Below are 13,802 nucleotides of genomic sequence, written 5' to 3'. Positions count from 1 at the left end.
CCTGATCCGGGAGGTTGACCATGCTGGGTAAAACCGCGGGCGGCCTGGCGTGGATGTTCCGTTATCTGGAGCGTTCGGAAAACCTTGCACGACTGGTCGAGACCGGTCAGCGAATAGCCCTGACCCGTCCCGATCGCGCCGAGAGCGAATGGGCTTCGGTGCTCAAGACCGCGGGAGTTACCGCTTCCTACAAGGCGCACCACGACGATGTCACGGGTGAACAGGTGGTCGACTGGATTCTGCGTGGCAAGGACAATCATTCGTCAATCCTGAACTGTATCGAAGGTGCCCGGATGAATGCGCGCCTTGTCCGCACTGCCCTGACCCGCGAAGTCTGGGAGGCGGTAAACGAATGTTGGATGACGCTGTGCAGTGAACTGTCGCGCAAGGTCATTCCCCGCGATCTGCCGCGCACTTTGGGGGTCATCAAGCAGCGATCGGCCTTCGTGCGAGGTGCGCTGCACGGTACGATGCTGCGAAACGACATTTATGACTTCGCCCGATTGGGTACTTTTCTGGAACGGGCCGATGCCACCGCGCGTCTGCTGGATGTTAAATATTACGTTCTGCTGCCATCGGCAGCCGGGGTCGGATCGACGCTCGACAATGCCCAGTGGGAAATGATCCTCCGCTCGGTGTCCGCCGAAGGTGCCTTCCGCATGGTGCACGGACGCAATCGCAAGCCTGCCGACATCGCGAAATTCCTGACACTGGATAGCCGCATGCCGCGGTCGCTGGCGTTTTGTTATTCCAAGATCGGTGATAACCTGGGCTATCTTGAGTCCGACTATGGTATCAGAATGCCCAGCCACGACATGGCCGAAGCGATGTGCCAGGACCTGAACCACGCCACGATCGAAACCATTTTCGAGAACGGCCTGCACCAGTTTCTTCAGAACTTCCTCAAGCGGAACGGAGAGTTGGCGGTGCAGATCGAACTCGACTACAGGTTTTCGCAATGACGGATGCCCCCAGAACATCCCGCCTCGCCATTCGCCATGTGACCTCCTATCGCTGGTCCGAGCCGGTCACTTACGCCCTTCAGCAACTGCGCCTGATACCCAAAAGCCGACCCGGACAGCAGGTCGTGGACTGGGTGACAGACATCGACGGCGGTCAGATCGAGGTGTCGTTCGATGACGCCCACGCCAACACCACGCAACTGGTGTCGGTAGACTCGGGCCGGACCGATGTGACGATCACCGCCCACGGTATCGTTGAAGTGCAGGATCAGGCCGGCGTTATCGGAGATCAGGGGGGTTACATGCCGCTGTGGATGTTCCTGCGGCCCACCGATCTGACGCGACGCGGCAGCGGTACAATGGCCTTGGCCCGCGATGTCCGCGAGATCGAAGACCCTCTCGATCGTCTGCATGCGCTGTCCGCCGCGATCCGCGAAGCGGTTGGCTATGACACAGGCACCACCGAAGTGCATCAGACCGCAGAGGATGCAATCGCCGTCGGTTCTGGCGTCTGTCAGGATCATGCGCATATCTTCGTTACCTGCGCGCGCCTGCTGGATTATCCAGCACGTTATATTTCTGGCTATCTGCGGATGAACGACCGCGACGAGCAGGATGCCACCCATGCCTGGGCCGAGGCACATCTGGAAGGACTGGGCTGGGTCGGGTTCGATATCTCGAACGGATATTCGCCCGATGACCGCTATGTGCGGGTTGCGACCGGACTCGATTATTCGGACGCCGCTCCGATCTCGGGTATTCGGCAGGGCCTTGGTGTCGAGTCGATGGACGTTAAGGTCACGGTTTCCGAGGCCTGAGGGTTGCGAAAATGGTGAAGCTGTGGCCGATGAATCGCGTCATTCCGTGAAATTTGACACGATTGCTTGACACAATCGCTGCCAAGGCTGACCTGTAGCCGCGACCTCATTCTGGACCTGATCCCATGACTTATTGCGTTGGCCTGCAACTCGAACGCGGCCTCGTCTTCCTCGCCGATACCCGCACCAATGCGGGCCTCGATAACATCTCCAGCTATCGCAAACTTTATACCTGGGAGGAGCCGGGCGAGCGGACGCTAATGCTGATGACCGCCGGTAACCTGGCTACGACCCAAGCCGTTGTCAGCCTTCTGGAGGAACGTAATCTGGCGCCCTCCGAACGTGATCCATCATTGATGAGCGCGCCGTCGATGTTTCAGGCCGCGCGCCTGATCGGCCAGACCTTGAAGGACGTGATCGCGCAGCAGCGGGCAGGCGGTCCGAATGCCGGCAGCACGTTCAACGCCACGATGATCTTCGGCGGACAGGTAAAAGGCGGTCCGCCGCGCCTTTATATGATCTACCCCGAGGGGAATTTCGTCGAGGCCCAGACCGACACGCCGTTTTTCCAGATCGGTGAGACCAAATACGGCCGTCCCATTCTGGTGCGCGCTTATGACAACGACATGGATTTCGCCCAGGGCGTAAAGCTGTTGATGGTCAGCTTCGATTCGACCATTCGCGCCAACCTGTCCGTCGGAACGCCGCTCGATCTGCAAATCTACGAAACCGACAGTCTGAAGCTGGGGTATTCGCGGCGCATTCTGGACACCGACGAGGATTGGCGCGCCGTCTCGGACGGCTGGTCCGATGCCTTGCGGCAGGCCTTCGACAGCTTGCCCGACGTTAACCTCTGAATAAATGCCCGGAGCGGCCCCAAAGGCTGCACCCTGCGGCGCTTTGCATGTTGAAGTCGCAGGCCTCTCCGCTACCGTCCGCACATGCTTTTGTCCGTGCGCGCCGTCGAGAAATCCTTTGAGACCACCGATGGCCCGCAGCCTGTTCTGCGGGACGTGTCCTTCGATCTGACGGCGGGCCGGACACTGGCCCTGACGGGTGAAAGCGGGTCGGGCAAGTCCACGCTGCTGCATCTGGTGGCTGGGTTAGATATACCTGACAGCGGCACCATTCTGGTCGAAGGCCAGGACATTGCCGCCATGGGAGACGGCGCGCGGGCGGCGATGCGACGCGATACTGTCGGCCTGGTGTTTCAGCAGTTCAACCTGATCCCGTCGCTGAATGTGGCCGATAACCTGACATTCCATGCGCGTCTTGCCGGGCGGGACCCCGGCAATATCTTCGCTTTGGCCGAAAGGCTGGGTCTGGGCGATCACCTGCATCGGTTCCCCGAACAATTGTCGGGTGGGCAGCAGCAAAGGGTCGCAATAGGACGCACGCTGGCGGCACGTCCCCGACTGGTGTTGGCGGATGAGCCGACGGGCAACCTCGACGAGGCGACGGGCGATGCGATGATGGCGCTGATGCGTGACATGGCGGTCGAGACAGGCGCGGGCTTTCTGATGGTGACGCATTCGGAGCGGCTGGCCGCCATGCTGGACGACCGCCTTCATCTGCGCGCGGGCCGGATCACATGAGGGTGCGCCATGAATAGAGCAGCATTGGACGCACTGCTTGCGCATTGGCGACGACATCCACTGCAATTGCTGACGCTGGTGGTGGGGTTGGCGCTGGCGACGGGCCTCTGGACCGGTGTGCAGGCAATCAACGCGCAGGCGCGCCTGTCCTACGCCCGCGCCGCCGCGACACTGGGGCAGGATGCTCTGCCGCGCCTGGAAGGACCGCTGACGTTGGCGGATTTCGCCACGGCGCGGCGGGCCGGATGGCCTGTGACCCCAGTGATCGAAGGCAGGGTTCCCGGCACTCATCTGCGCCTTCTGGGCATCGACCCGTTCACCGCACCTCCATCGGCCGCGACACCGGATCTGTCGCCCGAAGACGCATTGACCGGTTTCCTGACCGGCGATCTGGTGTTTGTCGCGCCGGATGTCACGCTGCCCGAAGGATGGCCCGAAACGCGCATTGCGCCCGACCTGGCTCCGGGTCTGGTGATCGCGGATATCGCAGCGGCGCAGGCAATTCTTGGAACGCAGGAAGTGTCGCGCCTTATGGTCCTGCCCGGCGTGCGGCCCGATTTGAGGCCATTGACCGATCTGTTCCCGGATACTCGGCTGGTGCAGCCGACGGGCAGCAGTGATATCGCGCGATTGACCGACAGCTTTCACCTGAACCTGACAGCCTTTGGATTGTTGGCCTTCGCGGTCGGCCTGTTCATTGTCCACGCCGCTATCGGTCTCGCATTCGAACAGCGTCGCCCCCTGTTCCGGACCCTGCGCGCGCTTGGATTGCCTGCGCGGCGGTTGACCTTCTTGCTGGCCGTCGAACTGGCGGCCTTCACGCTGATTTCGGGGACGTTGGGCATCCTGCTGGGCTATCTTGTTGCGGCGCTCCTGCTGCCAGGTGTCGCAGCAACGCTGTCTGGGCTGTATGGTGCGGGCGTCGCGGACACCCTGTCCCTTTCGCCAGTCTGGTGGTTGTCGGGGTTCGCGATGGCGGGCATCGGGCTGGCTGTCGCAGGCGGACAGAGCCTCTGGCAACTTGTCCGCCTGCCGGTTCTGGCCCCCGCCATGCCGCGTGCCTGGGCCCGCGCGCGGGCCGCGACATTGATGCGACAGGGCATCGGGGGGGTTGGATTGCTGATCGTCGCGGGCGCTCTGGCCTTGTTTGGAAACGGACTGGTCATAGGATTTGTCTGTCTGGGCGCGCTGTTGCTTGGGGCCGCACTGCTGCTGCCGCCAATGCTGTCCGGCGTGCTGGCTGTGGGCGCGTCGCGGGCCAGGGGGGCCGTGGCGCAATGGCTCTGGGCCGATGCGCGGCAACAGGTTCCCGGACTGAGCCTTGCGCTGATGGCGCTGCTGCTGGCGCTTGCCGCGAATGTCGGCGTGAGCACAATGGTCGGCAGTTTTCGCGCGACCTTCACCGGATGGCTGGATCAGCGGCTGGCATCTGAGCTGTATCTTTATGCCAATGATGCAGAAGAAGCGGCGGAGATGCAGGCCTATGTCATCGACAAGGTTGATGCCGTACTGCCTGTAGCATCGGCGGAGACGGTGCTGGAGGGCGCCACGGGCGACGTCTTCGGGCAAGTCGATCATCCGACTTTCCGCGACAACTGGCCCCTTCTGGATGCAGTGCCGGGCGTCTGGGACAGGCTTGCGACTGGAGAGGGTGCGCTGATCAACGAACAACTGGCTCGCCGTACGGGTCTGTGGGCCGGGGCAGAAGTCGATCTGGGGCGCGCGGGGCGACAACAGGTTCTGGGTGTCTATTCGGACTATGGTAATCCGCTCGGTCAGGCGATCCTGACCGACACGCTGTTTCGCCAGACTTTTCCCGAGGCCGTGACGACCACCTTCGGCCTGCGACTTGATCCTGCGGACGTTCCCGCCCTGGCCCGCGACCTGACCGAACGGTTCGACCTGCCGCCTCGCCGGATCGAGGATCAGGCCGGAATCAAGGCGTTTTCGCTCAATGTTTTCGAGCAGACCTTCGCCGTCACCGCTTCGCTGAATGTGCTGACGCTGGGCGTGGCGGCCTTTGCGCTCTGGGCGTCTTTGACGACGCTGGGAGCGATGCGGGTGCCGCAGGTCGCGCCGGTCTGGGCGCTTGGCATGACCCGGTCGCGGATCGCACTCGCCGATTTGGGACGCGCGCTGTTGCTGGCGGCGTTCACGGCGGTTCTGGCCATTCCGACAGGCATCGCGCTTGCATGGGTGCTTCTGGCGGTCGTCAATGTGCAGGCTTTCGGCTGGCGCCTGCCGCTTTTGCCCGATCCAGCCGGTTGGTTGACACTGGCGATCTGGTCGATGGTCGCAGCGGGGCTGGCGGCAGTACTTCCGGCGTGGCGGCTGTGGCGAATGGCGCCCGCCGATCTTGTAAAGGTATTCGCGCATGAACGTTAGGGCTCTGATCGCGGCTCTGTGGCTGGCCTTGCCTCTACACGCGCAAGGCTTCGCCGGACTGGGGCAGGCAGCGGATGGATTTGCCCTTCCGACACCAAATCCAACATTCGATTTTCCTGCCGACCTAGGCGCACATGATGATTATCGCATTGAATGGTGGTATCTGACGGCGTCGGTGCAGGACGCGGACGGACAACAATACGGTGTGCAATGGACATTGTTCCGTTCGGCCCTGACGCCCACGGGGCCTCAGGTCTGGATGGGACATTTCGGCCTGACGACGCCGGATGCGCATTACACCGGCGAGCGGTTCGCACGCGGCGATGTCGGGCAGGCCGGTGTGACGCCCGCACCTTTCGAGGCCTGGATCGACGACTGGTCGATGGCGGGCGACGATCTGGATGCGCTGACCTTGCGGGCGTCAAACGGCGAAGTCGGCTATGCGCTGGATCTGACGGCACAGGGGCCGCTGGTGTTTCACGGCGTCGGTGGCTTTTCGGTCAAGTCCGCCTCGGGGCAGGCCAGCTACTACTATTCGCAACCGTTCTACGACGTGACCGGAACGCTCGACCTGCCCGACGGGCCGGTGTCCGTGACCGGCAAGGGCTGGCTGGACAGGGAGTGGTCGTCGCAACCGCTGGAGGCCGATCAGGAGGGATGGGACTGGTTCTCACTGTACCTGGACGACGGCGCGCGGCTGATGGCGTTTTCGCTGCGCGGCGGGGAAGGGTTTCATTATGCCTCCTACATTGCAGCGGATGGCACGATGTCGCCCTACTATGGCGATGCTCTGATCGCAGAGCCGCTGGAGACTGCGACGGTCGCAGGGCGCAACGTGCCCGTGCGCTGGCGGCTGGCCCTGCCGGATCGGGACATCGATTTGACGGTTGATGCGGTGAACCCAGACAGTTGGCAGGCCACGCTCTTTCCCTATTGGGAAGGTCCGGTCACGGCTACCGGAACCCATACCGCGACCGGATATCTGGAGATGACGGGTTATGAGTGACCCGTTCGGACAGTTGGATGATCTGTTGACGCACGTGTGGGGCCGTCTCGCCCGTGGCGCGCGGGTGTCGGACGACCCGTTCCGATTTGTCACTCTGGCGACGATCGGTACCGATGGACCCGAGGCGCGGACGGTCGGGTTGCGGGCGGCGGACCGGGATGCGGGTACCGTCGAGGTTCATTCCGACCTGCGCACCGCCAAGGTTCGTGCGTTGTCCCGCGATCCAAGAGCCGCGCTCCTGTTATGGGATGCCGCAGCGCAGCTCCAGGTGCGGCTGACGCTGACGATGACACTCCTGCCCGCAGATCCCGCCCGCTGGTCTACGGTGCCACCGTCATCCCGCCTGAACTATGGCACCGACCCCGCCCCCGGCGATACGGTCGATGCGCCGGAAGATGTGACCCGCACGCCAGAAATCGAACGCTTTATTGTATTATCGGGGTGTGTTCGCGTGATCGACGCCGTATCGCTCTCCCATGACCCACACCGTCGTGCGGTCTTCACGGGCACGGTTGGCCGTTGGGTCGCACCCTGAACCGCTAACAGATTCTTCATCTCTTGCCCCTAGACCAGACTGGCGGAGGTATGAGGATGGCCGACAAGGACGACAACAAAAGACCAATCATTGTCAAGCGCAAGAAAGTGATCGCGGGTGGTCATCATGGCGGCGCTTGGAAAGTGGCCTATGCAGATTTCGTGACCGCGATGATGGCGTTCTTCATGCTGATGTGGCTGCTCAATGCGACGACCGACAAGCAACGCAAGGGGCTTGCCGACTATTTTAGCCCGACCATAGCCGTCAGCCGCGTATCCGGCGGTGGGGAAGGCGCGTTGGGCGGACGGTCGATGTCTGCCGATGCCAGTCAGGTGCAATTGGGTCGGGGCGGCATCACCTCGTCCGAAGCTAATGGCACGACCGTCGAAGATGCCGAGCTGATGGCGGTTGAGGCCGCGATCTTTGGTAAAGGCGGCGACAGTCTGCTTGACGAAGAGATGTTGCGCCACGTTTCCGTGCGGCTGAGCGACGAAGGACTGGTAATCGAGTTTTTCGACCTGCCCAGCTCACCCCTGTTCGAGGGCGTTGCCCCGACGCCACTTTTACGCAAGTTGATCCGGTCGGTAGGGGGTCAGCTTCGCGCCCGTCCCAACGCCATTGCCATTGCGTCGTTCATTGCCGCCGAGCCGGTCGTCACACGACGGCCACAGGTCTGGCGGATGTCGAATGGTCGCGCTGATGCCGTGCGTCGCCTTTTGCCCGTTGCAGGGGTGTCCGATGCGCGGGTCGTGCGTGTAACCGGGCATGCCGACCGTCGGCCGGTCGCCTCCGATCCGCTGTCCAGCCGTAACAATCGTATTGAAATCATTATCCTACGCGACCGGGTGGCGCCGAGACGATAAATGACGGCGGCTATGACGAACAAAAGCCACTGCCATTAGCAGGCCCTTAAGACTTCGTCCGCCATGGTCGGGCGAAGACGACTCAATGTCGCTACCAAACCGAGATACCGAAAGGACCGCCGATGACGATTTCCTCTTCCCTCAATGCAGGTGTCACGGGCTTGAATGTGAACGCCAGCCGCCTGGCTACCATCTCCGATAACATCGCGAATTCGGCCACGTTTGGGTATAAGCGATCGACGGCGGACTTCCATTCCCTCGTTTTGGATCAAAGTCGCGGTGCTTATTCTGCGGGCGGGGTGCGCGTTACCACCGGTCGCGCCGTAGAACAGCGCGGCACGCTGATCACAACGAACAATCCTACCGATCTTTCGGTTACGGGCCGGGGCATGTTGCCGGTGACACCGATCACGGCGGTGGCGTCGGGATCCAGTGATCTCCCGCTGCGAATGACGTCAACGGGATCATTTCGCGCCGATGCCAACGGTATCCTTCGCACGGCCAGCGGCCAGGCTTTATTGGGCTGGCCTGCAAATCAGGATGGCGGAATTCCAAGCTATGCACGTGACACCATGGGCGGCTTGATGCCCGTGCGAGTCGATGCCAATCAGTTCGAGGGGGATGCCACGACGAGAATTTCTCTCGGTGTGAACCTGCCGGCGACCGATACGTCTTTCGATTCAAGCGGCGGATCGCGTACGATGGCGCTCGAATATTTCGGTAATCTCGGTCAGGCGCAGAACCTGGATATCACCTTCGTTCCGACAATCCCGGCCAGCGGATCCAGCAACGAATGGACCATTCAGGTCAATGATGCGGCTCAGGGCGGTCTGCTGGTCGGCGAATTCACCGTGCAATTCGATGATACACGCGACTATGGCGGCACGATTTCCAGTGTCACGACAGGTTCTGTAGGCGCTTATGACGCGGGTACAGGTCTGATCACCGTCGGTGCACAGAGTGGAGCGTTGGAACTGGACATCGGGCGCCCGCTGGAAGCGCGTGGCCTGTCTCAGTTATCGGACACCTTTGCACCGCTGTCGATCACCAAAAACGGCTCTCCGGTGGGCAATCTTGCATCGATCGAAGTTGATGCGCTGGGCATGCTCTCGGCCATTTACGACAGCGGGTTCACCAAGACGCTCTATCAGATCCCGATTGTCGATGTTCCGAACCCGAACGGACTCAAGCCTCTGGCGAATCAGACTTACCAGGTCTCGTCCGACAGCGGCGCGTTCTATCTCTGGAACGCCGGCGACGGCCCGGTCGGCGATGTGATCGGCTTCTCGCGCGAGGAAAGCGCTACCGACGTCGCTTCTGAGCTGACGCAGCTCATCCAGACGCAACGAGCCTACAATTCGAATGCGAAGGTTATCCAGACTGTCGACGAGATGTTGCAGGAAACGACTAACATCAAGCGCTGATTGTGCTTCCCGAACAGGAGTTTCGATATGAGTCTCTCTTCCTCGCTCAATATTGCGGTCGCCGGCTTGGACCTCAGCTCGCGCCGGGCTGATGTCGTGGCACGCAATGTCGCGAATGCGGACCGCGCCGGATATGCCCGCCGCAGCATCGACATGGGTGGACCGGGCGTGGGCGTACCTGGATCGTTTGTCATGATTTCGCGCGACTCTGATCCCAGGCTGGTGCTGATGCGGAGGGAGGCACAATCCCGACAAGCTGGCGAAGAAGTCCTGCAAACGTTCTACGCACGATTAGATTCTGGCATCGGGGACCCTGATCAGTCGGGAAGTCTTTCAGATCAAATAGCCCGCCTCGACGCTGCATTCGTCACTGCTGCCGCCGATCCCCGATCTGTTGTTGGAATGACGGAAATTGCCAATGCCGCAACAGATCTTGTAGCACTGATAAACACGCTGGATGCCGTCATCCAGGACGAGCGCCAATCCGCAGATAAAGACATTGGACGCGTCGTCGCGCAGTTGAACAGTGATCTCGCAGACGTAGCACGGCTAAACACTGACATTCGGCGTCTTAGCTCAGAGGGCAACGATGCCGCCGATCTTCAAGATCAGCGGGCGCTTCTGATAGATCGTATTTCCGCTCAGGTACCGGTGCGCGAACTGGCTCGGGACGATGGTGCGGTTGCCCTTGTCTCCAAGGGTGGACTTCTTCTGCTGGACGGTCGGCCTGCGACACTGGGCTTCGACACGCGCGCACCGATCACGGCTGAAATGTCAGCACCGACCCAGTTGTCCGGGCTGCGTGTGAACGGCCGAGATGTGGGCACAACCGGGACGCCCAGCGGAATTCCAGGCGGTGCTCTCGAGGCATTATTTAAAATAAGGGACGATGTTGCGCCACAGGCGACGTCGCGGCTGGATGGATTGGCAGCCGATTTGATCGAACGGTTCGAAGCCGCAGATGTCGACACGACGCGGATGGTCGGCGACTCAGGCCTGTTTACAGACCGGGGCACCGTGATTGCGGCTGTTCCGGGCCCAGGTCTAGCTGGTCGTCTGGAGGTCAATGAACGTATATTACCTGATGCCGGTGGTGACTTGTGGCGCTTACGTGACGGTCTTGGGGCAATCGCAGAGGGCACAGGTGCGGATGCCTCCCTCATCCTGCGCTATGGTGCGACACTTTCCAAGCAAGCACAGCCATCCAGTAGTGGCTTGCCGGGTATAACCGCAAGCTTGGCGGGCCATGCCGCATCATTGAAATCTATAGTTTCAAGTGAACGTCTTGCGATGGACGACCGCGTAGCATTCAGCATGATCAGCACAGAGGGCCTGGATGCTGGACGCGATGGTGGCCAAGTCGATATCGACACCGAAATGCGTCGCCTTGTTGAAATTGAACAAGCGTATGCAGCCAATGCGCGGATCGTTCAGGCTGTAAGCGACATGATGAACCGCCTGACGGAGATCTGATATGCTTAACAAGACGACATTCACACCTCTGATTGCGCCGCGCGACCTGTCGGCAGATACCCGTGCTCGTCTGGATGTGTTGACGGAAGAGCTTGCAAGCGGTCGGTTTGCAGACATCGGACGGGCTTTGAGCAGCGACTTTTCGATATTCTCGCGTATTTCCCACGCCTTACGGACTCAAGACGCGCGGCAAGGCGCATTGAGTCGTGCGGGGACATGGCTGGACTCTGTGCAAACTGCGATGTCGTCGATCCAGTCGATCGGAAGCCGAGTGACAGAAGGTTTGACATCTGCACTCGTACCAGGCGGCTCCGGGCAGGTCGATGCGATTGCCGCGACTGCGAGTGGTGCCTTGACCGATATCGCCGTCGCCATTGGTTACAAACTGGGTGGACGCGCAGTCTTTGCAAATGGAGACCCGTCCGGGCGTCCTCCGGTCGATATTGACGCCTTGGTCGCTGAAACCATTGCGCTGGCGACGTCAGCAACTGATGTGTCTGAACTGCTCCAAGCATTCGATGATTACTTTGCTACCGGCGGCGGGTTCGAGACAAATGTCCTCTCGGCCTATCCAGCGGATCCAACCGTCTTTCCATTGGGCGGAGGAATGTCTCTCTCGATACCGGTCGCCGCTGGCGACATGTCCATCCGGGACGCATTGAAACAGACTGCTTTGATTGCGTCCCTACCTGATGCGGGGTTCGAAATAGATGATACTGCGCGAAAGACGTTGTCTCGCGAGCTTCCGGTTCGCGCGTCCATGGTTGTGAGCGGTCTGGTGTCTACGCAAGCCGAATTGGGTGGGGTGCAAGCTCGTGTATCCCGATTCCTTGATACCTTGGGCACGGAACGTGCCAAGCTGGAAGCTCGCAAATCAGAAGCCGTGGGAGCTGATCCGTTCCAGACGGCTGCAAAGGTTCAGGCTGAAATGACGCGGCTGGAGACGATCTATTCAGTTACGGCGCGACGGGCAAATCTGCGGCTGACGGATTATCTGCGGTGATCCGACAATTGAGACTTCTTCTAATGCAGTCAACATCGTTTTGTCGCGCTATCGGCAGACTAACCATAGTATACACATCATCTGTCATAGTCGTGTTTATCCTTGGATTGATCGTGACCACTTCGCCTATCGCTGCACAGTCAATCCGAATCAAGGATCTGGTGGAATTCGACGGAGTCCGTGGCAACGATCTGGTTGGATATGGTCTGGTGGTTGGACTGAATGGCACCGGTGATGGATTAAGGAACGCTCCTTTCACAGAAGAGATCATGACGAATATTCTGGAGCGTTTGGGTGTGAATGTGACCGGGGAACAGTTCCGGCCCCGAAATGTTGCGGCTGTTATAGTGACTGCCGCCCTTCCACCATTCTCCCGGAGCGGGGGACGTATTGATGTAACCGTGTCTGCTATCGGAGATGCTGAAAGTCTTCTGGGGGGGACATTGGTTATGACGCCACTCACAGCGGCGGATGGCGAAATCTATGCGGTGGCGCAAGGTACGATCATTGCGGGCGGGGTTTCTGCTACGGGTGACGCGGCGAGCGTGGTCGAAGGCGTGCCTACGGCAGGCGTCGTTCCGGCTGGCGCACGCGTCGAGCGCGAGGTAGATTTCGATTTCTCATCGATGACGCAGATCCGCCTTGCCTTGCGAAGTCCGGATTTCACGACGGCACTGCGAATTGAAACTGCCATCAATCGCGAAACCGGTCGCGATGTTGCGCGCATGCTGGATGCCGGAACGATTCTGCTGGATATCGGGCTTACTGGAAAGGCTTCTCCGGCACATGCGCTGAGTGCAATCGAAAACGTCACGATAACTCCAGAACAACGTGCTCGGGTCGTCGTTGATCAGGCCTCAGGCACTATCGTCATGGGCAGCACTGTGCGAATTTCTGAAGTCGCCGTGTCGCAGAACAATCTGACACTGCGCATTGAGGAGGCACCCATTGTGGTACAACCTAATCCGTTCGCGGAAGGCCAGACTGTTGTGGTCCCGCGCACCGGGGTCGCGCTGCAAGAAGAGCCGGGGCCCGGGCTTGCACTGGTTCAGGGCGGTACGACCTTGTCGGATGTGATCGCGGGATTGAATGCACTGGGAGTTTCTGCCCGCGACATGATTGATATCCTAAAAAGTATCAAGGCCGCCGGAGCACTGCATGCGGAATTCGTGGTTCGATAGAATGTCCTGGTACTCCTGAGCACAGTTAAGTCTTAAATATCAAAGATTTAATTGTCTCACCCGAGGCGGTTGATAGATCGGCCCGCACAAGCTGTTTGCCGTTACGGCACCGTCTGGAATGGATTTTTTAGGCAACTTACTTTCCAATACAAAGTTGCATTGAAGGAGCACAATTCATGGCCATGACTGTGGCTTGAACACTTTTACTCGCTGCAACATGTTCGGCAATTTGAGCCTTCTGTATCTCGGCTTTGCTATGTTGCCCCCCCGTCAGCGGCCTTGGCCGAAGCTGCTGACGGGGGCGTATGGCGTCTGAACCTTGTGTGGTTTGACCATGTTTTCTAGCGAGCCAGCCCCGTCTCTTTTCATCATCGCGAACAGTTGCATTGTAAGCGCAGGATCGCACCGCGGCTTAAGTGTTTGATCCCACGGTTTGATGGTGCGATCCATTCGATGGACTGGAAGGAAGCACTATGGGACAAGTTCGTCACGGCAGCGCCACGACCACGTACGCCGTCAGAGCAGCAATACAGCGATCGCAAGCTTCGATCGCGGGG

The 13,802-nt window shown here is 60.2% G+C and carries 12 protein-coding genes; all 12 read left to right on the top strand.

What is annotated here, in order from left to right:
* The first annotated feature begins 20 nt into the window (after positions 1 to 20).
* Positions 21 to 962 (top strand): alpha-E domain-containing protein, encoded by a 942-nt coding sequence (locus tag AC13C2_RS00175; RefSeq protein WP_339642213.1) that lies wholly within the window; start codon positions 21 to 23, stop codon positions 960 to 962.
* On the top strand, positions 959 to 1,780 hold the full coding sequence (locus AC13C2_RS00170) for a transglutaminase family protein (RefSeq protein ID WP_482885547.1): 822 nt from the start codon (positions 959 to 961) through the stop codon (positions 1,778 to 1,780). The genes AC13C2_RS00175 and AC13C2_RS00170 overlap by 4 nt, the downstream gene beginning before the upstream one ends.
* Before the next feature lie 125 nt (positions 1,781 to 1,905).
* On the top strand, positions 1,906 to 2,637 hold the full coding sequence (locus AC13C2_RS00165) for a proteasome-type protease (protein ID WP_092758885.1): 732 nt from the start codon (positions 1,906 to 1,908) through the stop codon (positions 2,635 to 2,637).
* A gap of 84 nt (positions 2,638 to 2,721) precedes the next feature.
* A complete protein-coding gene (locus tag AC13C2_RS00160) occupies positions 2,722 to 3,375 on the top strand; it encodes an ABC transporter ATP-binding protein (RefSeq protein WP_092758883.1) in 654 nt (217 codons plus the stop codon).
* Positions 3,376 to 3,384: 9 nt separating this feature from the next.
* The gene (locus AC13C2_RS00155) at positions 3,385 to 5,760 is read left to right on the top strand and encodes an ABC transporter permease (protein ID WP_482885546.1); all 2,376 of its coding nucleotides are present in this window, start codon (positions 3,385 to 3,387) and stop codon (positions 5,758 to 5,760) included.
* Positions 5,750 to 6,766 carry a lipocalin-like domain-containing protein gene (locus tag AC13C2_RS00150; protein ID WP_482885545.1) on the top strand — a complete coding sequence of 339 codons (1,017 nt, stop codon included), beginning with the start codon at positions 5,750 to 5,752 and terminating at the stop codon, positions 6,764 to 6,766. The genes AC13C2_RS00155 and AC13C2_RS00150 overlap by 11 nt, the downstream gene beginning before the upstream one ends.
* Positions 6,759 to 7,301: a pyridoxamine 5'-phosphate oxidase family protein gene (locus AC13C2_RS00145; protein WP_424338144.1), complete on the top strand. Its 543-nt coding sequence runs from the start codon at positions 6,759 to 6,761 to the stop codon at positions 7,299 to 7,301. Before AC13C2_RS00150 ends, AC13C2_RS00145 begins: the two co-directional genes overlap by 8 nt.
* 56 nt (positions 7,302 to 7,357) lie before the next feature.
* The gene (locus tag AC13C2_RS00140) at positions 7,358 to 8,164 is read left to right on the top strand and encodes a flagellar motor protein MotB (protein ID WP_092758875.1); all 807 of its coding nucleotides are present in this window, start codon (positions 7,358 to 7,360) and stop codon (positions 8,162 to 8,164) included.
* A gap of 122 nt (positions 8,165 to 8,286) precedes the next feature.
* Complete coding sequence (locus tag AC13C2_RS00135) at positions 8,287 to 9,588, top strand: flagellar hook protein FlgE (RefSeq protein ID WP_092758873.1); 1,302 nt, start codon at positions 8,287 to 8,289, stop codon at positions 9,586 to 9,588.
* 27 nt (positions 9,589 to 9,615) lie between these two features.
* On the top strand, positions 9,616 to 11,061 hold the full coding sequence (locus AC13C2_RS00130; protein WP_482885544.1) for a FlgK family flagellar hook-associated protein: 1,446 nt from the start codon (positions 9,616 to 9,618) through the stop codon (positions 11,059 to 11,061).
* Position 11,062: 1 nt separating this feature from the next.
* Positions 11,063 to 12,064, top strand: coding sequence for a flagellin (locus AC13C2_RS00125; protein ID WP_482885543.1), 1,002 nt, complete (start codon positions 11,063 to 11,065; stop codon positions 12,062 to 12,064).
* A 92-nt stretch (positions 12,065 to 12,156) separates the two neighbouring features.
* Positions 12,157 to 13,245: a flagellar basal body P-ring protein FlgI gene (locus tag AC13C2_RS00120; protein WP_482885542.1), complete on the top strand. Its 1,089-nt coding sequence runs from the start codon at positions 12,157 to 12,159 to the stop codon at positions 13,243 to 13,245.
* Positions 13,246 to 13,802: the final 557 nt, after the last annotated feature.

The sequence above is a fragment of the Jannaschia sp. L-14R genome (assembly GCF_056857695.1).
The sequence above is the reverse complement of the archived record's forward strand: the minus strand, read 5'-3'. Positions and strand labels throughout refer to the sequence as shown.

Excerpts from the sequence above, each read along its gene's own strand:
- AC13C2_RS00175 (WP_339642213.1), top strand. The coding sequence starts at position 21 with ATGCTGGGTAAAACCGCGGGCGGCCTGGCGTGGATGTTCCGTTATCTG.
- AC13C2_RS00170 (WP_482885547.1), top strand. The coding sequence starts at position 959 with ATGACGGATGCCCCCAGAACATCCCGCCTCGCCATTCGCCATGTGACC.
- AC13C2_RS00165 (WP_092758885.1), top strand. The coding sequence starts at position 1,906 with ATGACTTATTGCGTTGGCCTGCAACTCGAACGCGGCCTCGTCTTCCTC.
- AC13C2_RS00160 (WP_092758883.1), top strand. The coding sequence starts at position 2,722 with ATGCTTTTGTCCGTGCGCGCCGTCGAGAAATCCTTTGAGACCACCGAT.
- AC13C2_RS00155 (WP_482885546.1), top strand. The coding sequence starts at position 3,385 with ATGAATAGAGCAGCATTGGACGCACTGCTTGCGCATTGGCGACGACAT.
- AC13C2_RS00150 (WP_482885545.1), top strand. The coding sequence starts at position 5,750 with ATGAACGTTAGGGCTCTGATCGCGGCTCTGTGGCTGGCCTTGCCTCTA.
- AC13C2_RS00145 (WP_424338144.1), top strand. The coding sequence starts at position 6,759 with ATGAGTGACCCGTTCGGACAGTTGGATGATCTGTTGACGCACGTGTGG.
- AC13C2_RS00140 (WP_092758875.1), top strand. The coding sequence starts at position 7,358 with ATGGCCGACAAGGACGACAACAAAAGACCAATCATTGTCAAGCGCAAG.
- AC13C2_RS00135 (WP_092758873.1), top strand. The coding sequence starts at position 8,287 with ATGACGATTTCCTCTTCCCTCAATGCAGGTGTCACGGGCTTGAATGTG.
- AC13C2_RS00130 (WP_482885544.1), top strand. The coding sequence starts at position 9,616 with ATGAGTCTCTCTTCCTCGCTCAATATTGCGGTCGCCGGCTTGGACCTC.
- AC13C2_RS00125 (WP_482885543.1), top strand. The coding sequence starts at position 11,063 with ATGCTTAACAAGACGACATTCACACCTCTGATTGCGCCGCGCGACCTG.